This window comes from Flavobacterium arundinis (assembly GCF_038289855.1).
Taxonomy (GTDB): Bacteria; Bacteroidota; Bacteroidia; order Flavobacteriales; family Flavobacteriaceae; genus Flavobacterium; species Flavobacterium arundinis.
This window is the reverse complement of sequence record NZ_JBBYHR010000002.1, coordinates 162,964-179,191: the sequence shown is the minus strand read 5'-3', so window position 1 is coordinate 179,191 and position 16,228 is coordinate 162,964. Positions and strand designations below refer to the sequence as shown.

The window sequence follows — 16,228 nt, the reverse complement described above, 5'->3', positions numbered from 1 at the left end:
CCCCAACCTGCCCGGGTTTAGCAGGTTCCAAACTGAAAACTGCGATTGCGACTGAAAACTTTTTTTGGGCGTGCCGCTTCCGCAAGCTACAGCGTCGGGCCATCCGCTGTATCTGCTTCGTGCCTCAGCAGGATGCCGCTCCTGTCCCTCACGCTCACGTTATACATCATATTTACTACTCTGCATCGAACATCCGACCTCCAGCCTCCGACAAAAACCTACTTCAACTCAAACTCCGCTTCCTGTGTATCAACAGAACTCGTCCCTAAAAAAACCTTAAACGTTCCTGGCTCTACCAGATAATCACCGTTATTGTTATAGAAGCCCAATTCACTATCCGTCAATGTAAAAGTCACCGTTTTTGTTTCCCCCTTTTTCAAAGAAACGAGTTCAAATCCTTTCAGTTCTTTTACCGGTCGCGACAGGCTTGCCGCAATATCCCTGATGTATAGCTGCACGACTTCCTTACCGTCATAATTGCCGGTATTGGTTACGTCAACCGATACTTTTACAGGTTCGCCTTTAGTATAGACTTTCTTCTCAAGCTTTATAGCGCCATATTTAAAGGTCGTATAGCTTAAGCCGTGCCCAAAAGCAAACAGCGGCGTTTTCTCCACATCCGAATAATGCGACCAGAACACATTGTTGTCGGCATCTGTAGGCCTTCCTGTAGAGTGCTGGTTGTAATAAATAGGCACCTGACCCACGTTGCGCGGAAAGCTCATTGGCAATTTCCCGCTCGGATTGTAGTCGCCATATAATACCTGCGCTACAGCATTGCCGGTTTCCGTTCCAAGCTGCCATGCCTCTACAATAGCCGGGATATGTTCAGCAGCCCACGGCAATGCCAGCGGACGGCCATTGTTGAGAACCAGCACGATATTAGGATTTACTTTATAAACTTCTTCCAGCAGTTCCTGTTGCAACCCCGGCAGGTCAAGATTGGTACGGCTGCGGCCCTCACCACTCTGGAAACCGTGTTCGCCTAAAACCATCACGACCACATCTGCGGAAGCGGCGGCTTTTTTAGCAGCTTCAAAACCACTGCGGTCTGTCGTATTCCAAGCCACTTCAGTTAGGAATGTCGGTTTGCCAAGGTAAGCATCGCCACCTTTTTCATACGTCAGCGTGTTGCCTTTATACTGCTGCATCCCTTCCAATACCGATACGGCTGTCTCATCCTGCGAGGCAATCCTCCAGCTTCCCAGAGGGCTCGTTTTATCATTGGCAAGCGCGCCTATAAGGGCTATTTTTTGCCCGTTCTTTTTAAGCGGCAGCAGGTTCTTTTCGTTCTTCAAAAGCACTATCGACTTCTTTGCCATATCCAGCACGGCATCGTGGTTGGCTTTACTGCCTATGGTTGCTGCCTCGCGCTTTTCATCACAATAGCGGTAAGGGTCGTCAAACAGGCCAAGCTCGAACTTAACCCTTAGTATCCGTCGCACGGCATCGTCAACAAGCTTTACATCCACCTTCCCATCGTTCACCAGTTTCACCAATTCGCTTATGTACAAATGCGATTCCATATCCATATCCGCACCCGCAGTTATTGCTTTCAGGGAAGCCTCGGCACCGTCTTTGGCAAAGCCATGTGCCATCATTTCCCTTATGGAAGCCCAATCGGTTATTACAAAGCCGTCAAAGCCCCACTTACCTTTCAGGATATCGCGCTGCAAAAAACTGTTGCCCGTGGCAGGCACACCATTTAGCAGGTTGAAAGCATTCATGAATGTACGTACCCCCGCTTCTTTGGCAGCCTTAAAGGGCGGCAGTACCGTATTATAAAGTGTGGCATTGCCAATATCGACAGTGTTGTAATCCCGCCCCGCTTCGATAAAGCCATACCCGGCAAAGTGTTTGGCGCATGCTGCAATAGTCGTAGGTAATGACAGGTCGTCCCCCTGAAAGCCTTTTACCCTTGCGGTGGCAACTTTACTGCCGAGGTACGGATCTTCGCCCGCACCTTCCATAACACGGCCCCAACGGGCATCACGGCTGATATCTACCATCGGCCCGAACGTCCAGTTGATTCCGGAAGCCGAAGCTTCCCCGGCAGCTACCTCCGCCGACTTTCGTATGGCTTCCATGTCCCAGCTTGCGGCTTCGGCAAGGGGGATTGGGCTTAGCGTTTTATAACCGTGTATTACGTCAAAACCGATGATCAGGGGAATGCCGAGACGTGTTTCTTCCACGGCGATCTTCTGTACGGCGCGGACTTCCTTAACACCTCTTACAGTAAGCATCGAGCCGACCCAACCCTTGCGCAGGTGTTCGTATTTGAGTGCGGCGCTGCCTTCTTTTGGCGAAGGCCCGGTCACGTCCCAAAAGCCATTGTATTGGTTCATTTGGCCTACTTTTTCCTCAAGGGTCATTTTGGCCATTAATGCGTCGATCTTTTTCTCGATGTCCTGTTTTTTGTCCATTGCTTTCTTGTTCTGTGCCTGTGTAGTGCCGATGGCAAAAAGCGCCAGCAGCAGTAGTGTTTGTGTTTGTTTCATGGTTGTTTATTCGGTGGTGAAGGAAGATGCAGGCAGCCCCGCCCCGTTGAAGAGGTCGGCCTGTGCGGTATTGAGCCAGCCATACCTCGCCTTTATTGGTTTCTTCACATCTTTAGAAGTAAGTATTATAGTGTTCTTTTTAATTTTCGCCTCTGCTTTGTGGAAAATGCCGTCATCACCCGCAACTTCAAATAAGGTTGAGGTCTTGCCTTTAAATTTTAATCCCTCCGCATTATCAAAAAATACGGTCAGCTTATTCTTGTCGGCTTTCAGGCTTTTGTATAATGGGCCGTTCACCACGCCCTTGTTTATGCCGTAATGATTGCTGAGCGCCAGGTTAGCTAGGCGCTGGCCTACGGTTTTCTTATTCCTCGGGTGGAGATCATCGGCAGGGCTTATGTCGCTCACGACAACCATCCCGGTATTTTCTGTAACCTGTAAAACTTTCCTTTGGGAATCGCGTATCACAACGCCAAGGTCGGTGCTGCCATCATAATTATATGGGGCTATCTGTACGAAGTAAAAAGGGAATTCACTTCCCCAAACCCCGCGCCACGATTTTATAAGTCCGGCCAGCGTTTTATCATACGTATGCGAACCTACATTGCTTTCGCCCTGGTACCAAAGCACTCCGGCAATTTTGTACCCAATGAACGGCTGTATCATAGCATTGTAAATGCGCCCCGGCTCCGAAGGGCTCCAGCCAACAGGGGTTAGGTCGGCAGCTGCTTTTCCGAGTACGGGGTCTTCATTGATATACGCTTCGGGTATCCAGGGTTCGGCAGGCGAGCCTCCCCAACTGGAATTGATGATTCCTATAGGCACGTTTTTTAAGTCTTCCTGTAAGTGCTCTGCAAAAAAGTACCCTATTGCGCTAAAATTGCCCATAGTCTCAGGTGTGCATACTTCCCATTTGCCGGGAAGGTTCATCTGCGGGTAGGGCGATGCAAGTTTAGGCGCGGTAAAGAAGCGTATGTTCGGGTAGTTGGCTTTGGCCTTTTCGGCTTCGGCATTGTCTATTTTCATATTGGCTGACCATTCCATATTTGACTGCCCGGAACAGAACCACACTTCGCCGATCATTACATTTTTGAGAACGATCTCATTATAACCCTTAAAGCTGATGGTATATGGCCCACCTGCACCGGGAGTTTTCACGATCAGTTCCCAGTAAGCCTGCCTTGTAGGTTTCAGCTTGTATTCTTTATTGTCCCATCCTGTCTTTATGACCATCTCTTCAAACGGGCTGCCCCATCCCCAAAGCTTTACATCGGTATTGCGTTGCAGCACCATATTATCCGAGAAAAAGGAGGGAAGCACTACATTGGCCTTTATCGCAAATGGCAACAATATAAAAGCAAGCAGGAGTATAGTATTTCTTTTCATAATAATTTTTTTAAGAAGGGTGCCAGCTGGCCGGCCATTTTTTTATGGTCTTTAATATCCGGATGGTAACCGCAGCCGTGCGGTGTTACCGATGTAAAAGTAAAGAGCTGTATTGGTTTATGCGTTTTGTCATTGGCGAAAGCGTCCTTCACGCGGTTAAGGCATTTAACGAAAGTCTCATTTTTCGCGCCGCTTACCATCGGGCTGTTCAGCAGGACTATATGTGTTTTTGGCGAATGCTTATAAACTGTTTTTATAAAGGCAATGTAGTTGGATACATACTTCTCCTCATTAAAAGGAAGCCGTGGTTTTTTGCCATCACCGTCGGAAAAATCGTTGGTGCCAAGGGCAATGCAGGTCACATCAGGATTGAAGTCGAAAGCATAGGGTTTTGAAGTGTCCTTATTAAGGTAAAGGTTCTCATATACATCGGGCATGATGGCTTCTTTGTCGTGCTCGTCGTTCCAGTTCCGGTACATCCCTATACCTGAAACCGAATTCAGTATAAAATCAGCATCCAGTTCCCTGGACGTAATCGGACCATACGCATAATAGGCATTGTGCTGGTCGAACCACACGCCGGCATCGCAGGGAATCGTTTCGAGGTCGTTGCCCATGCCACAGGTTATCGAGTCGCCGATAAATTCGATCTTCTTTTTGGCCGTTGGCTTCATAGTGATGAGGTCAGCATCCGCACTTAACAGAATTACATTCCCGTTTGCAGCTTCGGTGGCTTTATAAAGCGTCAGGGTATGTTTCTTATTTCCTTTGAAGTCAAAAGAAAGTGGGGTGTCGGTTGTCATTATTTTATGGCGGCCATAGTATTTGCCGTCAATTTCGACTACTACATAATTGTGATGCTCATAGGTGTCTTCGGCTTTGAGGTTCAGCGTACACTTATCCCCCTGGAAAGCGAATGTTACTGAGGACCCCGGGCTTATCAGGGTTACCTTATCATCAGCCTTTTCAACTCTTCCTTTAATGATATAGGTGTTGTTGGTAACAGATGTATGCTTTGCGTTGCACGAAAGCAGCGAGACAATGAAAAGCGTGATTATCTTTTGTGGAAAAACCATAAATAGAAGTTTAAGTAAAAGTAGGAAAAATACATAAAAGCAACGGTACTGACGAATACGATTGCGTCAAAACCTAATAAGATTTTAAACCCTGTAGGGATGATTAACACAAATTTGTAGTGCCTCCCAAAAGCGGGTTAAAAGGAGGTTAATATTAATAAAAACAAGGCATTGCGTGTGAAGAGCTGTTGTAACTTTATTTAAAATTTAAATAATAAAAAAAAGAATATGAAAAAGCTATTTTTATCGCTGGGAGCAATGTTGGCATTTGGCATCGCATCGGCACAGGTAAACAACCAGACAGGTATTCAGAATACCTCCGTGAATTCACAGATCAGGACTACTACAAAGCAGGATGAGGCGCTCACAAAACCAAAACCGGTTACGACATCTACAGAATCAACTAACACATTTTCAAACCAGGCCCCGTCCACTGTTCCTGTAACGCCTTCAATGTCTTCCCCGGCAACTACCACCGGGACTACAAATGGCACCATAACCGGAACAACAAATAACATGTCCCGCCCGTCGACTACTTCAGGCACAGCGCCCGGCACTTCAGGACAGGGTACAATTACCACAAACACAACAATAACACAATAAATTTATAGATCATGAAAAAAGCAATTTTTACGCTGGGAGCAATGCTTGCATTTGGCATTGCATCAGCACAAACGGACTCCACAAGTACTAGTACCACACGTACACAAACAAGTACCAGAAACACGCAGACATCGCGCGCTGCAACATCAGAGCAACGTAAAGATGCTGCTGCAAAGGACAAAACCACCGCGAAGAAAAAAAGGAGTAGCGCCACGGCGACTACCACTACAAATTCTTCAGGTAGTACAACAAACGGTATGGAAAACAATAAAAGGACCGGAACAACAACCGGCTCTCCAACCACCAACCCCACAACAATGCCGATGGGAACATCGCCGAGGCCTTAAATCCTTAAACCCTGCTCCGGCAGGGTTTTTTATTGCTGATAAGGTATTGTTAAAGTGAATGGCAGATAGGCAGCCATTTCTTATTTTTATTAAACAAATCAACCTCAATACCACACTCCATGGAAAAGCTGAACGACCTTACCGTTACACCTTCAAAAAAGACTATAGGCGATATAGAATCCGCTATTTCGGTTCTTGGCGGCGCGTACCTGCTGTACGATGCCTTTAAGCGCGAAAGGAAAAGTATCCTCGAAATGGCAGCTGCAGGATTTATGATCTACAGGGGTATAAAGGGGCTTCAGCGTAACGGTACGATTAACAGTAAGCTGCTTGGCGCACCTGCCGGCAAACCTGCTGATTCCAACATCAATATCCATGCGAGGATGATCGTGCAGCGGCCTGTAAATGAAGTATACAATTTCTGGAGGCACCTTGGCAACCTTCCGTTATTCATGGAACACCTTGAAACGGTTACTGTACTTGGCGATACGCACTCCGAATGGAAAGCCAGCCTGCCGGGTGGCCTGGGAAATGTAAGCTGGAAAGCCGAGATAGTTTCCGATGAACCGCACAGGCACATAGGCTGGCGTTCAATGCCGGGATCGATGATATCCAATGCCGGGAAAGTAACGTTTAAAGATGCAGGCGAACTGGGTACACTGGTTCATGTGGTATTTTCTTATCACGTTCCGTTCGGTTCGATGGGTACAGAAATAGCCAGGCTGATGAATCCTGTATTCGAAAAAGTAGTACGCAAGGATGTGATGGGCTTTAAGCGCTATATGGAAACCGGCACCCCGAAAAGGCTGCAGCAGGAAACGGTGGCTATTTATACGTAGTTTTTTGTCCGAAGTCCGAAACCGGCGGCGAGTTAGTAGTTTAGTTTCTTACAGAATAGAGAAGTACAAAAATACAAGACATTAAAAAAGCTCAAAGATTTAAACCTTTGAGCTTTTTTATGATTACTGAAAACCGGGACTGCTACGGAATACTAGTTTCCTTTTTGGTCTTCAGCTTTTGAAACCCTTGAGTTGTTGCCCGTACTTCCGGTGCCGGTGCCCATGCCTGTGCCCGACGTGCCGCCGCTGTTAATCGGTTTACCATTGGCATCTCTCGCTGTCTTGCTGCTATTCTCTACTTCATCTGTAATCTCCTCTTGTGTAAGTTTTTTGCCATTTGACGATGATGTTGATGAAGATCCTGAAGACGAAGATCCTGGTGAACCTGAAGAAGACGATCCTGATGTGCCGGTAGCAGATGAAGAGCGCCCTGTGCCCGAACCAGTTCCGCTTGTACCCGAGTTTCCTGTATCTGTAGAAGAACTGTCTACGTAAACGGTATCGGTATCTGTAACATATTTTGTAGTCTCTGTGTGCGTATCTTTACGGCTGCAGCTCTCACATGAGGTTGTTAAGTTCATGCCGGCAATTAGCAATGATGCCATAACGCCGCTTTTTATTAATGTTTGTTTTTTCATGATCGTGGGGTGTTTAGAATTTCAACTAAATTTATCCATTAATCCGGAGCGTTTTTCCTAATAAAAATCTAATTGGCAAGAAAATAACATTATGGCTAAGCGCTTTCCTCTTTTTCACCTGAAACATATTTACACCACAATTTCACCCCTAAAATAATACCGCATAAAGCCGCTGCGATTACGTTTCCGAGCAGGACGGGCAGATCGTTCCGGCTAATACCATAAACGGTCCACAGCGTCAGGCCGATAAACAGGATGGTGTAGGAAGCCGCCGAGAGGCTTTTGGTAGAGCGTGTCTTTATCACCTTTACCGCCTGAGGGATGTTGGCAACTGTGGTAAATAGTGCTGCCGTTAGACCAAGTATCTCGATATAGTCCATTGTAGTGAAGTAGTTAATTTTTTGTCTCGAATTTTTCCCTTACGGTTTGGCTGATATACGTACTCAGCCCTTTGCCGGCGGCTGCCAGCTTCTTCATTCTTTCAATAATGCGTTTCCCTGCGCTTGCATACGTATATTCATAAACAGTATCATTGTTGAATTCGATCCTGATGCTATGATCATGTATCTCGTAGCCGGTTACGCCGGAATGGCCTTCTAAATTCTTATATTGTTTCATACTTCTTAGATGACATTATAAAATTAGGGAACCTTAAAATTCTTACAACCAACATTAACGCTTGATTAACTTGCACTTAACAGGCTGCCGCATTTATAGTGCCTACCTTGTTATCAGTAATAAACAAGATGATTATGGAGAAGAACAAGATGCTGTCTGTCTGGAAAGCAAATGCGGAAGGGAATCGCTTTGAAACCCTTAAAGCCAATATCACTACCGAAGTCGCTATAATAGGCGGCGGGATAACCGGGATCACTACTGCCCAATTACTAAAGCAGGCAGGCCTGAAGGTAGCTGTACTGGAAGCACGGAGTGTGGGAGGCGGCAGTACGGCAGGCAGCACGGGTAATATATATAAGGTAACCGAATTTGGGTTTGACGCCACAAAAACCAAATATGATACCGATGTTGTAAGGCAGGTAACAACTGCCCGCGATGAGGCTTTAACGCTTATAAAACAAAACATTCAGCAATATGCCATTGATTGCGATTATAAGGAGCAGCCGTGGTATTTGTTTTCTTCTAATGAAGCGAATAGTAGCAAGATCGAAAAAGAATATGAAGCTGCGAAAGATGCAGGTATTGGGATAAGCTATATCACACAGGGCGAAGTGCCATTTACAATTGTAAATGGTATAAAAATAGATGGGCAGGGGCAATTTAACCCACTTCGGTATGTACAGCAGCTTGCTAATGCGGTTTGCGATGACGGCTGCCGTATATTCGAAAATACTACCGTGCTGTCTATCGAAGAAGAAAAAGGCCAGTATATAATAGCGACCAACAGGGGCAAAGTGTATGCGCAATATGTAGTACATGCTACCCATACGCCCAAAGGCAGGATGGTTGATTTCCATTCTTTGCTGGGGCCGTACCGCGAATATGGTGTTGCAGTAAAGCTGGCTTCAGGCAATTATCCTGAAGGTATCTTTTGGGGTTATTTTAATGCGAACGACCGATATTCTGTACGTTCCTATGAGCACGAAGGCGAAAAGTACCTGATGTGCATTGGCCAGCCGCACAAAGTAGGGCAGAAGGAGCATAACGAGGAAAACATTGCCAACCTCGAAAATTTCCTGCGCGAACATTTTGATGTAGCCGAAGTGACCAACCGCTGGGGAGGCCAAAACTACAAGCCTGCTGACGGACTTCCCTACATAGGTCGCAGAAGTGCAGGATCAAATGAATTTGTCGCCACAGGGTTTTCTACCGACGGACTGGTATGGGGGGCACCGTTGCGGCAGCTGTGATCCGGGATATCATAACAGAAAAAGAAACCAATTACACAAAACTTTTTGATGCTGCGCGCCACAGCCCTCTGAAGGCAGCGGGCAAAACAATTAAGGAAACCCTTAATAACACGGCACAATACTTTAAGGACTATATCCTGTTTAAAAACCCACAGCTGGATGACATACCTTCCGGCGAGGGAAAAGTGATCGATGTTGACGGAAAGAAGCTTGCGGTATACAACAGTCCAAAGGACGGAATGAAAGCCTGCTCGGCAATATGTACCCACCTGTGGTGCGTGGTACATTTTAATACCGCCGAAAAGACGTGGGACTGCCCGTGCCATGCCTCCCGCTTTGATACCGACGGTAGCATTATTGAAGGCCCGGCATTGGAACCACTTGAAAAAATAACGATTAAGAATAATTAAACCAACTTTAAAAAAATCAGCTATGAGCAATTCACAACAGTATGCATTAATTACAGGGGCCACCAGCGGGATAGGCTACGAACTTGCAAAGCTTTTTGCAAAAGACAACATCAACCTGGTACTGGTAGCACGAAGCGAAGAGAACCTAAAATCGACTGCGGCCGAGATGCGCCAGATTTCAGACATTACAGTACACACCATTGCAGCCGACCTCTTTAAGCCCGAGGCAGCCAAACAGGTATTCGATAAAACGAAAGAACTTGGCGTTGCTATAGAATATCTTGTGAACGATGCCGGCCAGGGCGAATGGGGCAGGTTCCATAAAACAGATATCAGCAGGGATATCGACCTGGTACAACTGAATATTATTTCCCTGATGAGCCTGACCAAATATTTCCTGGAAGAAATGGTAGCGCGCAAAAGCGGCAGGATATTGCAGCTGGCGTCTTCGGTGTCAAAATCACCAACGCCCTACCTTGCGGTCTATGCTGCAACCAAAGCATTTGTATTGTCATTTTCCGAAGCGCTTGCTAAGGAGCTTGAAGAGACCAATGTCACGGTTACAGCGCTGCAGCCGGGTGCTACAGATACCGACTTTTTCCACAAAGCAAAAGCAGAAAATTCGGTTACCTATAAAGAAACAGAACTTTATGACCCTGCCGATGTAGCCGAAGGAGGCTATAAAGCAATGATGGCCGGCGATATCACGGTACAGCCGGGCTTTAAAAATAAAATGCAGAACACCATGAACAACCTTATGCCCGATACTGCTGTAACAGCTACCATGGAGAAACAGATGGTGTCGAGCATGGATGAAGGCGGAAGGACGTCAATTACCCACGGCGCATCGTCGAGGGAAAGGGAGACCATCAATGCCGAAAGCGGAGGCATCAATGGTGACAGGAAAAATTAATAGTAAACTAAAATTAAAGCATTATGAAACGAATCATTTTATCGCTGGCAGCTGTCCTTACATTCGGCATAGCTTCAGCACAGACAGAACCTAAATCAACAAAGCCATTACAGCCGGAAGTGCAAAAAACGACCGAAGTGAAGGATAAGGCAAAAGAAGATGCGGAGATGCAGAATGACGTAAACAAAGATCCGGAAGCATCGGTCGTACCAAAGAAGGATGAGCTTAAAACACGCGACCATGTGAAGAGCACCCCAAAAACCGATGGGATGCAGGATACGGTTTCGTCTAAGAAAAAAATTAAAAAAGACAAAAAAAGGAATTAGGAAAACCTGTTACAGCTGCCGGTTAAACGGCAGCTTTTTTTTGTGAAAACTTTAATGTTAACGTTAACCAAACCTTTAGATTGTTTGTTTTTTAGTGGGGTAATTTTACAATATGAAAATAAAGAAGTACAGATAACTTAAAAAATCAGTAATCATGAAAAAGACTATTTTATCCCTCAGCGCATTATTTGCAGTAGCAGTTGCATCAGCTCAATCCTACCCGAAACAACCGGATAAAACCGTTGTTGAATATGTATCTTACCAAAAACCGGCAGCACCGGCTGAGGTTAAGGAGCAGGCTGCAGATACTAATATAAATGCAGAACAGGCTCAGCCCACGACCCGTAAAAATGAAAAAACTTCGCAGGAAGTGAAAAGTACTTCCGTTGCTGTAAATGATGAAAAATCGTCAGCAAAGAAAAGCCAGTAACAAATTTCCCTTCTATAACAGAAAGCTGTATTTAATTTTAATTAAATACAGCTTTCTTCATTTACAAAAGGTTCAAAAAGAGGCTGCTGCCTATTCTTCTACATGAAACCTTTTTTGTCAGGATGGTTATCGGTCCGCGTTATGTTCCTTCCGTCCCGTACCGGTGTCCTTTTGGTTATTTCGTGCAGCTCATGGTCATGGTAGTTGTGGTAACTGCCCGTTTTAACCATTTTAGGGAAGCTTGCAAGTTCGTCAGGGTTAATGATCGCGGGGTCTTCATACGGCACCATCGCATTATAGTATCCTCCCTGCCTTGTGTCTGAATGTCCGCCAGGATCACCCTGATCCCTGCGGTCGTGTAATTGATTTGTCATAATCGTTTGATTTGTAGTGGTATAAAGTTACGGTTTTTTAATATCATGGTAACATTTGCCGCTGTTAAATATTATGGCTTACCCGCAGGTAAATAAAAAAAAGGGCTGGTGCCCTTTTTTTTATAAAAACCCATCGTTGTTGGGGTCATTGTCCGTGCGGGTGATATTGCGACCTTCCCTTACCGGCGACCTGCGGTTTACAAGGTGGTCTTCGCTTTCCTTTTCAATTTGCCCTGCAGTGGCTATTTTCGATTTTTTCGGGAAAGTTGCCAGCTCTGCGGGATTTATCAGCAGCGGATCTTCATACGGCAGCGTAGTGTCGGGTTTCATGTTCTTAATTTCATTAAGCCTGTCATTGTTCGGCCTGTTGCGGTCGTTTGCATTATTTTCCATGATTATATTATTTTAAAAAGTTTATAAATTATCCGCCGGTCATTTCTCCGCCATTTACATGAATCACCTGCCCGGTAATGTAGGAGGCATCTTCGCTGGCAAGAAAAACATATGCCGGGCCTACCTCGCTTGGTTGGCCTGCACGTTTCATCGGGGTATCCTGGCCAAATTTTGCCACTTCATCAGCATCAAAGCTCGCTGGGATCAGGGGCGTCCATATAGGCCCCGGCGCAATACCGTTAACGCGTATGCCTTCTTCGGCCAGCATAGCCGACGCAGAGCGGGTAAACGAAACGATAGCGCCCTTCGTGCTGCTGTAGTCGATGAGGTGCTCGCTGCCGCGGTAGGCTGTTACTGATGTGGTATTGATTATCGAATCGCCTTTCTTAAGGTGCTTCAGCGCTTCCCGGGTTATATAAAAGAAAGGGAAGATATTGGTTTCAAATGTTTCCCTTACCTGCGCGCCGGTTATGTCTTTAAATTCTTTTTTAGGGAACTGTACTGCCGCGTTATTCACTATTATGTTAAGCCCGCCCAGTTCTTTAACTGTTTTGGCAACAGCTTCTTTACAGAATTCTTCGTCTTTAAGGTCGCCACTTATCAGCAGGCATTTCTGCCCTTGCTTTTCGATCAGCTTTTTAGTGTCTTCGGCATCTTTGTGCTCATCGTAGTACATAATGGCTACGTCGGCCCCTTCAACCGCAAAGTGGATTGCTACACTTCTGCCAATGCCACTGTCGCCACCTGTTATCAGCGCTGTTTTGCCTTTAAGCTTATCGCTGCCTTTATAGTTTTTGCGTATAAATTCCGGCTTCGGTGTCATTTTATGCTCATCGCCCGGCTGGCTTTGGGTTTGCCCCGGAAATGATTTTGGTTTGGCCATGATTCACAAATTTTGGTATTATATTTCTTTATCTGCTGCTTCTATATTGATGTGCGATTCCGCGATAGATGACAGCAGCATGTCGGTGCCTTTTTCTTCGTTAAGCGTTTCTTCCAGGAGTACAACCACATCTTCTTCCCTCAGGGCGAGAGCAAATGCCCTCATCGTTCCGTAACAGGCAATCTCGTAATGTTTTATTTTTTGAAGTACCCCTATTATTCCTGCATCGCGCACCACACCCTGCCGGGTAAATTGTATAAAATCATGCGCTTCCCTTATAAGGCATTTTACAGCTTCATACGTTTCTTCTTCGGCATCGATCCCTATAGCCCCAAAGATCCTTTCGAGCCTTATGATATGGCTGTTGGTCACGATACGGTGCTGCTCAAGCAATGTTACCAGGTCTTTCGAAAAACTGTTGCTGATGACATCGCCCAGCATTGTTACCATTACGCCTTCGGCCCAATAGAGCTGTTTTAGCTGTTTTTCAAATAAGCCCCTCAGCTCTCCGGCTTCATTATAATCTTTTGCTACGGTTGCTATCATGGTTAGTGTGTCTGTGCCTGTGGTGTAATTTCTTTTGCGGCTGTAGTATCAGACGGCGCCCCGGTTTCCTGCCCTGTTCCTTTTCCGCTATCGTTACGGCTTGATGGGAACTGGTTTTCCCTGTTCTCGTGTTCAATACCCTGCTGTTCCCTGTCGTATACTTTTCCAACTTTTGCATTCTCCCTGTCTTCCATTTCTTTCCTTTTATCATTGTCGTTACAGGAAATGAGAATGAGGCTAAAAAGCAAAGACAACGCTATAAGCGATCTTGTTGTTTTTTTCATGGTTATCAGTATTTGTTTTCATAAAGTTACCAATCTCAAAAGGCAATGCACCTACAATTAACGCATGATTAACAGGGTTTAAATGGGGTTTGAAAAGGATGACGGATGCAGGTTATCGTCAGAAATTAACATTTTAACGTTTTTCTTTTAATTAATTTATAAATGTTTTGACACCGGTGTATGTTTGTCCTATCAAAACATCTAAAATTTACAACTACCACAATGAAAAAGCTTTTATTACTGCCTGTTTTACTATTTTTTGCAGCATGTTCGACTGATGATAATGATTTGAATCTGATACAGGAAAGCGAACTTACAAATGCACAATACAGGACCGCAGCGGCAGATAACTCATGCCCTACAAACGTATCTTCCTCTGTCTATATTGATGTATCCCGCGGTATTGACCGTCCGTATGTTGTTTTTTCCGGATATGTGCAGGGCGCTTCAAACAATGTTACCTACAAAGCAAGGGTTGAGATCGAAATGCTCTCCGATTGTGAAGACATTACAAGCGGCAACGGTGCTGTAACTATATTTGCATTACCGGGAACAATACAGCCGCCATTCTTTACAGCACCCACAGTAACTGTAGCGGGAACTTTGCTTCCTTCTAATGCATGCTACAGGTGGAGGTTTGTTGTAGATGGCCCCGGGGCTGGCTCCAAATCAAAAACCGGCTGCTCTGTAGCATCACCATGGTATGATGCACCTCTTTTTTAAACTTTGATTTTTTTTATAGTGGAAAAACCACCGGTCCTGCCGGTGGTTTTTTGTTGTAGGCAGGTCCCGATAATAGTAAGCTGTTTGACGTTTTTCTTTAGATTAATTTATAAATGATAACCGGCTTTTATATGTTTGTTTTTACAAATAACAACCATAAAATAAATTAACTATGAAAAAGATCGTATCGCTTATTGCTTTTTTAGCGCTTTTAACAGCTTGTTCGACAGATGATTCCAAGGTAGTATTCACGCAGGAAGCCGATCTTGCTTCCGAAGCAAAATTCAGGTCAGGCCCTCCATCATATCCGGCCTGCCAGTTGGGTACAATAACCTGCTCGGTATATGGCGATGCGTCAGGAGGGTTAGAGAACGTAGTAGCCGTTTTTGTAGGAGATGCTGCCGGAGGATCCCTTGTGTATGTGTACAATGTTTACCTTGAGATACAATTACTGTCCGACTGTGAAGACATTACTACAGGTTATGGGAACACGACAAACTATCAAACAACAACTCCTCTGACAAACACTGCCATACAAAATGCTGAAATAAGGGTGCCTGCCTCAGCGCTGCCTGCAAACCAGTGTTACAGGTGGAGACTTACCTATGAAGGCGTTTCACCTATCAACGGAAAACCACGCTGTATAACGACAACAGGCTGGAATGTGGCCCCGGTTATCTAATTAAATTTATTTCAATACAAAAAAACCATCGGGACTTCCGATGGTTTTTTTAATTGGACACTATCGGATACTAAAAAAACGTCAAAAATATAGGGTATGCGCCAAATGGTTTTTACTTTTACCAAAATGTAAATTATGAAAAATCTTACTTTTTTAGCGGCATCTTCATTTATGGTATTTTTATCCTGCAATGAGGCCCCGGGACAGTTGCATGAAATCGGCACATTGGACCATAAAGAAATTTCCGGGCTTGAGTATATACAGGGTTCGGGTATATGGGCGCTTGAAGACAGCGGTAACAAAAACAGGATATACAATATTAGTGAGCAGGGTACAACACAGGAAAGCATTACGATAAAAAATGCCCGAAATATCGATTGGGAAGAACTTACTTCTGATAAGCAGGGCAACCTGTATATAGGCGATTTTGGCAATAATGACAATGACCGTCGCAACCTGGCCATCTACAGGCTTAATGCCGGGAAATATGATAGTGTTGTATCAGTAATTACATTCTATTATCCGCAGCAGACAGCGTTTCCCCCAAAAAAATCGGAAATGATCTATGATGCTGAAGCTTTTTTTGAGCACAAAGGCAACTTTTATATTTTCAGCAAAAACCGCAGCAAGGGCTTTGATGGCACTTTCAATATTTACAAAGTCCCCAATAAGGCAGGCAATCATTCCGCTGAGCTTTTAGGCACTTTACAAGCCTGTAGTAGTTATAATAAATGTGCTATCACCGGTGCAGATATCAGCCCGGATGGCACTAAAGCCGTATTGCTCTCGGGTGGTAAGATATGGCTGCTCACCGGTTTTGGCGAAAGTAATTTTGCAAAAGCCAACATGCAGGAAATCGACCTTGGCCATGTATCGCAGAAAGAAGGGATATGCTTTAAGGATAACGATACCCTGCTTATCGCCGATGAAAAAGACGGCGGCAAAGGAGGAAAGCTTTATGAAGTGAAGCTATCTCAAATAGCACATTAGAAATTATTATCAGGGACTG

22 protein-coding genes are annotated in these 16,228 nt (G+C 45.1%); 11 read left to right on the top strand and 11 right to left on the bottom strand.

The window, feature by feature from the left end; all coding sequences use genetic code 11:
* Positions 1 to 218: 218 nt before the first annotated feature.
* From bglX to AAEO56_RS03840, 3 genes are read right to left on the bottom strand one after another with little or no spacing between them, the layout of a single operon-like run.
* Positions 219 to 2,498: a beta-glucosidase BglX gene (gene bglX, locus AAEO56_RS03850; RefSeq protein ID WP_341695706.1), complete on the bottom strand. Its 2,280-nt coding sequence runs from the start codon at positions 2,496 to 2,498 to the stop codon at positions 219 to 221.
* Positions 2,499 to 2,504: 6 nt separating this feature from the next.
* Positions 2,505 to 3,884, bottom strand: coding sequence for a sialate O-acetylesterase (locus AAEO56_RS03845; protein ID WP_341695705.1), 1,380 nt, complete (start codon positions 3,882 to 3,884; stop codon positions 2,505 to 2,507).
* Positions 3,881 to 4,960, bottom strand: coding sequence for an SGNH/GDSL hydrolase family protein (locus AAEO56_RS03840; protein ID WP_341695704.1), 1,080 nt, complete (start codon positions 4,958 to 4,960; stop codon positions 3,881 to 3,883). Before AAEO56_RS03840 ends, AAEO56_RS03845 begins: the two co-directional genes overlap by 4 nt.
* Positions 4,961 to 5,188: 228 nt before the next feature.
* Here AAEO56_RS03840 and AAEO56_RS03835 point away from each other — a divergent pair, with 228 nt between their 5' ends.
* From AAEO56_RS03835 to AAEO56_RS03825, 3 genes are all read left to right on the top strand, one after another.
* Positions 5,189 to 5,563, top strand: coding sequence for a hypothetical protein (locus AAEO56_RS03835; RefSeq protein ID WP_341695703.1), 375 nt, complete (start codon positions 5,189 to 5,191; stop codon positions 5,561 to 5,563).
* Positions 5,564 to 5,574: 11 nt separating this feature from the next.
* Positions 5,575 to 5,910: a hypothetical protein gene (locus AAEO56_RS03830; RefSeq protein ID WP_341695702.1), complete on the top strand. Its 336-nt coding sequence runs from the start codon at positions 5,575 to 5,577 to the stop codon at positions 5,908 to 5,910.
* 119 nt (positions 5,911 to 6,029) lie between these two features.
* Positions 6,030 to 6,749, top strand: coding sequence for an SRPBCC family protein (locus tag AAEO56_RS03825; RefSeq protein ID WP_341695701.1), 720 nt, complete (start codon positions 6,030 to 6,032; stop codon positions 6,747 to 6,749).
* A gap of 152 nt (positions 6,750 to 6,901) precedes the next feature.
* Here AAEO56_RS03825 and AAEO56_RS03820 read toward each other — a convergent pair whose 3' ends face one another.
* From AAEO56_RS03820 to AAEO56_RS03810, 3 genes are all read right to left on the bottom strand, one after another.
* A complete protein-coding gene (locus AAEO56_RS03820) occupies positions 6,902 to 7,387 on the bottom strand; it encodes a hypothetical protein (RefSeq protein ID WP_341695700.1) in 486 nt (161 codons plus the stop codon).
* A gap of 95 nt (positions 7,388 to 7,482) precedes the next feature.
* On the bottom strand, positions 7,483 to 7,767 hold the full coding sequence (locus AAEO56_RS03815; RefSeq protein WP_341695699.1) for a SemiSWEET family sugar transporter: 285 nt from the start codon (positions 7,765 to 7,767) through the stop codon (positions 7,483 to 7,485).
* A gap of 13 nt (positions 7,768 to 7,780) precedes the next feature.
* Positions 7,781 to 8,005 (bottom strand): hypothetical protein, encoded by a 225-nt coding sequence (locus tag AAEO56_RS03810; RefSeq protein ID WP_341695698.1) that lies wholly within the window; start codon positions 8,003 to 8,005, stop codon positions 7,781 to 7,783.
* 134 nt (positions 8,006 to 8,139) lie between these two features.
* Between AAEO56_RS03810 and AAEO56_RS03805 the strand changes: the two genes are divergently transcribed.
* The 5 genes from AAEO56_RS03805 (at position 8,140) to AAEO56_RS03785 (ending at position 11,334) form a co-directional block, all read left to right on the top strand.
* Positions 8,140 to 9,255, top strand: a complete 1,116-nt coding sequence (locus tag AAEO56_RS03805; RefSeq protein WP_341695697.1) for an NAD(P)/FAD-dependent oxidoreductase — start codon at positions 8,140 to 8,142, stop codon at positions 9,253 to 9,255.
* Complete coding sequence (locus AAEO56_RS03800) at positions 9,228 to 9,665, top strand: Rieske 2Fe-2S domain-containing protein (protein ID WP_341695696.1); 438 nt, start codon at positions 9,228 to 9,230, stop codon at positions 9,663 to 9,665. Before AAEO56_RS03805 ends, AAEO56_RS03800 begins: the two co-directional genes overlap by 28 nt.
* 22 nt (positions 9,666 to 9,687) lie before the next feature.
* Entirely contained in the window at positions 9,688 to 10,578 is an 891-nt protein-coding gene (locus AAEO56_RS03795; protein WP_341695695.1) for an SDR family NAD(P)-dependent oxidoreductase, read from the top strand.
* A gap of 23 nt (positions 10,579 to 10,601) precedes the next feature.
* Positions 10,602 to 10,904 carry a hypothetical protein gene (locus tag AAEO56_RS03790; RefSeq protein ID WP_341695694.1) on the top strand — a complete coding sequence of 101 codons (303 nt, stop codon included), beginning with the start codon at positions 10,602 to 10,604 and terminating at the stop codon, positions 10,902 to 10,904.
* 154 nt (positions 10,905 to 11,058) lie between these two features.
* Entirely contained in the window at positions 11,059 to 11,334 is a 276-nt protein-coding gene (locus tag AAEO56_RS03785) for a hypothetical protein (RefSeq protein WP_341695693.1), read from the top strand.
* 98 nt (positions 11,335 to 11,432) lie between these two features.
* On the opposite strand, the gene AAEO56_RS03780 is transcribed toward AAEO56_RS03785, so the two are convergent.
* From AAEO56_RS03780 to AAEO56_RS03760, 5 genes are all read right to left on the bottom strand, one after another.
* Positions 11,433 to 11,708, bottom strand: a complete 276-nt coding sequence (locus AAEO56_RS03780) for a hypothetical protein (RefSeq protein WP_341695692.1) — start codon at positions 11,706 to 11,708, stop codon at positions 11,433 to 11,435.
* 120 nt (positions 11,709 to 11,828) lie between these two features.
* On the bottom strand, positions 11,829 to 12,101 hold the full coding sequence (locus AAEO56_RS03775) for a hypothetical protein (RefSeq protein ID WP_341695691.1): 273 nt from the start codon (positions 12,099 to 12,101) through the stop codon (positions 11,829 to 11,831).
* A 28-nt stretch (positions 12,102 to 12,129) separates the two neighbouring features.
* Positions 12,130 to 12,984 (bottom strand): SDR family oxidoreductase, encoded by an 855-nt coding sequence (locus AAEO56_RS03770; protein WP_341695690.1) that lies wholly within the window; start codon positions 12,982 to 12,984, stop codon positions 12,130 to 12,132.
* 18 nt (positions 12,985 to 13,002) lie between these two features.
* The gene (locus AAEO56_RS03765; RefSeq protein WP_341695689.1) at positions 13,003 to 13,530 is read right to left on the bottom strand and encodes a YciE/YciF ferroxidase family protein; all 528 of its coding nucleotides are present in this window, start codon (positions 13,528 to 13,530) and stop codon (positions 13,003 to 13,005) included.
* A gap of 2 nt (positions 13,531 to 13,532) precedes the next feature.
* The gene (locus AAEO56_RS03760) at positions 13,533 to 13,814 is read right to left on the bottom strand and encodes a hypothetical protein (RefSeq protein WP_341695688.1); all 282 of its coding nucleotides are present in this window, start codon (positions 13,812 to 13,814) and stop codon (positions 13,533 to 13,535) included.
* 222 nt (positions 13,815 to 14,036) lie between these two features.
* On the opposite strand from AAEO56_RS03760, the gene AAEO56_RS03755 reads away from it, so the two are divergent.
* The 3 genes from AAEO56_RS03755 (at position 14,037) to AAEO56_RS03745 (ending at position 16,209) form a co-directional block, all read left to right on the top strand.
* A complete protein-coding gene (locus AAEO56_RS03755; protein WP_341695687.1) occupies positions 14,037 to 14,537 on the top strand; it encodes a hypothetical protein in 501 nt (166 codons plus the stop codon).
* Positions 14,538 to 14,709: 172 nt separating this feature from the next.
* Positions 14,710 to 15,219, top strand: coding sequence for a hypothetical protein (locus AAEO56_RS03750; RefSeq protein ID WP_341695686.1), 510 nt, complete (start codon positions 14,710 to 14,712; stop codon positions 15,217 to 15,219).
* Between the two features lie 135 nt (positions 15,220 to 15,354).
* On the top strand, positions 15,355 to 16,209 hold the full coding sequence (locus AAEO56_RS03745; RefSeq protein WP_341695685.1) for a glycosyltransferase family protein: 855 nt from the start codon (positions 15,355 to 15,357) through the stop codon (positions 16,207 to 16,209).
* Positions 16,210 to 16,228: the final 19 nt, after the last annotated feature.

Excerpts from the sequence above, each read along its gene's own strand:
- bglX (WP_341695706.1), bottom strand. The coding sequence starts at position 2,498 with ATGAAACAAACACAAACACTACTGCTGCTGGCGCTTTTTGCCATCGGC.
- AAEO56_RS03845 (WP_341695705.1), bottom strand. The coding sequence starts at position 3,884 with ATGAAAAGAAATACTATACTCCTGCTTGCTTTTATATTGTTGCCATTT.
- AAEO56_RS03840 (WP_341695704.1), bottom strand. The coding sequence starts at position 4,960 with ATGGTTTTTCCACAAAAGATAATCACGCTTTTCATTGTCTCGCTGCTT.
- AAEO56_RS03835 (WP_341695703.1), top strand. The coding sequence starts at position 5,189 with ATGAAAAAGCTATTTTTATCGCTGGGAGCAATGTTGGCATTTGGCATC.
- AAEO56_RS03830 (WP_341695702.1), top strand. The coding sequence starts at position 5,575 with ATGAAAAAAGCAATTTTTACGCTGGGAGCAATGCTTGCATTTGGCATT.
- AAEO56_RS03825 (WP_341695701.1), top strand. The coding sequence starts at position 6,030 with ATGGAAAAGCTGAACGACCTTACCGTTACACCTTCAAAAAAGACTATA.
- AAEO56_RS03820 (WP_341695700.1), bottom strand. The coding sequence starts at position 7,387 with ATGAAAAAACAAACATTAATAAAAAGCGGCGTTATGGCATCATTGCTA.
- AAEO56_RS03815 (WP_341695699.1), bottom strand. The coding sequence starts at position 7,767 with ATGGACTATATCGAGATACTTGGTCTAACGGCAGCACTATTTACCACA.
- AAEO56_RS03810 (WP_341695698.1), bottom strand. The coding sequence starts at position 8,005 with ATGAAACAATATAAGAATTTAGAAGGCCATTCCGGCGTAACCGGCTAC.
- AAEO56_RS03805 (WP_341695697.1), top strand. The coding sequence starts at position 8,140 with ATGGAGAAGAACAAGATGCTGTCTGTCTGGAAAGCAAATGCGGAAGGG.
- AAEO56_RS03800 (WP_341695696.1), top strand. The coding sequence starts at position 9,228 with ATGGGGGGCACCGTTGCGGCAGCTGTGATCCGGGATATCATAACAGAA.
- AAEO56_RS03795 (WP_341695695.1), top strand. The coding sequence starts at position 9,688 with ATGAGCAATTCACAACAGTATGCATTAATTACAGGGGCCACCAGCGGG.
- AAEO56_RS03790 (WP_341695694.1), top strand. The coding sequence starts at position 10,602 with ATGAAACGAATCATTTTATCGCTGGCAGCTGTCCTTACATTCGGCATA.
- AAEO56_RS03785 (WP_341695693.1), top strand. The coding sequence starts at position 11,059 with ATGAAAAAGACTATTTTATCCCTCAGCGCATTATTTGCAGTAGCAGTT.
- AAEO56_RS03780 (WP_341695692.1), bottom strand. The coding sequence starts at position 11,708 with ATGACAAATCAATTACACGACCGCAGGGATCAGGGTGATCCTGGCGGA.
- AAEO56_RS03775 (WP_341695691.1), bottom strand. The coding sequence starts at position 12,101 with ATGGAAAATAATGCAAACGACCGCAACAGGCCGAACAATGACAGGCTT.
- AAEO56_RS03770 (WP_341695690.1), bottom strand. The coding sequence starts at position 12,984 with ATGGCCAAACCAAAATCATTTCCGGGGCAAACCCAAAGCCAGCCGGGC.
- AAEO56_RS03765 (WP_341695689.1), bottom strand. The coding sequence starts at position 13,530 with ATGATAGCAACCGTAGCAAAAGATTATAATGAAGCCGGAGAGCTGAGG.
- AAEO56_RS03760 (WP_341695688.1), bottom strand. The coding sequence starts at position 13,814 with ATGAAAAAAACAACAAGATCGCTTATAGCGTTGTCTTTGCTTTTTAGC.
- AAEO56_RS03755 (WP_341695687.1), top strand. The coding sequence starts at position 14,037 with ATGAAAAAGCTTTTATTACTGCCTGTTTTACTATTTTTTGCAGCATGT.
- AAEO56_RS03750 (WP_341695686.1), top strand. The coding sequence starts at position 14,710 with ATGAAAAAGATCGTATCGCTTATTGCTTTTTTAGCGCTTTTAACAGCT.
- AAEO56_RS03745 (WP_341695685.1), top strand. The coding sequence starts at position 15,355 with ATGAAAAATCTTACTTTTTTAGCGGCATCTTCATTTATGGTATTTTTA.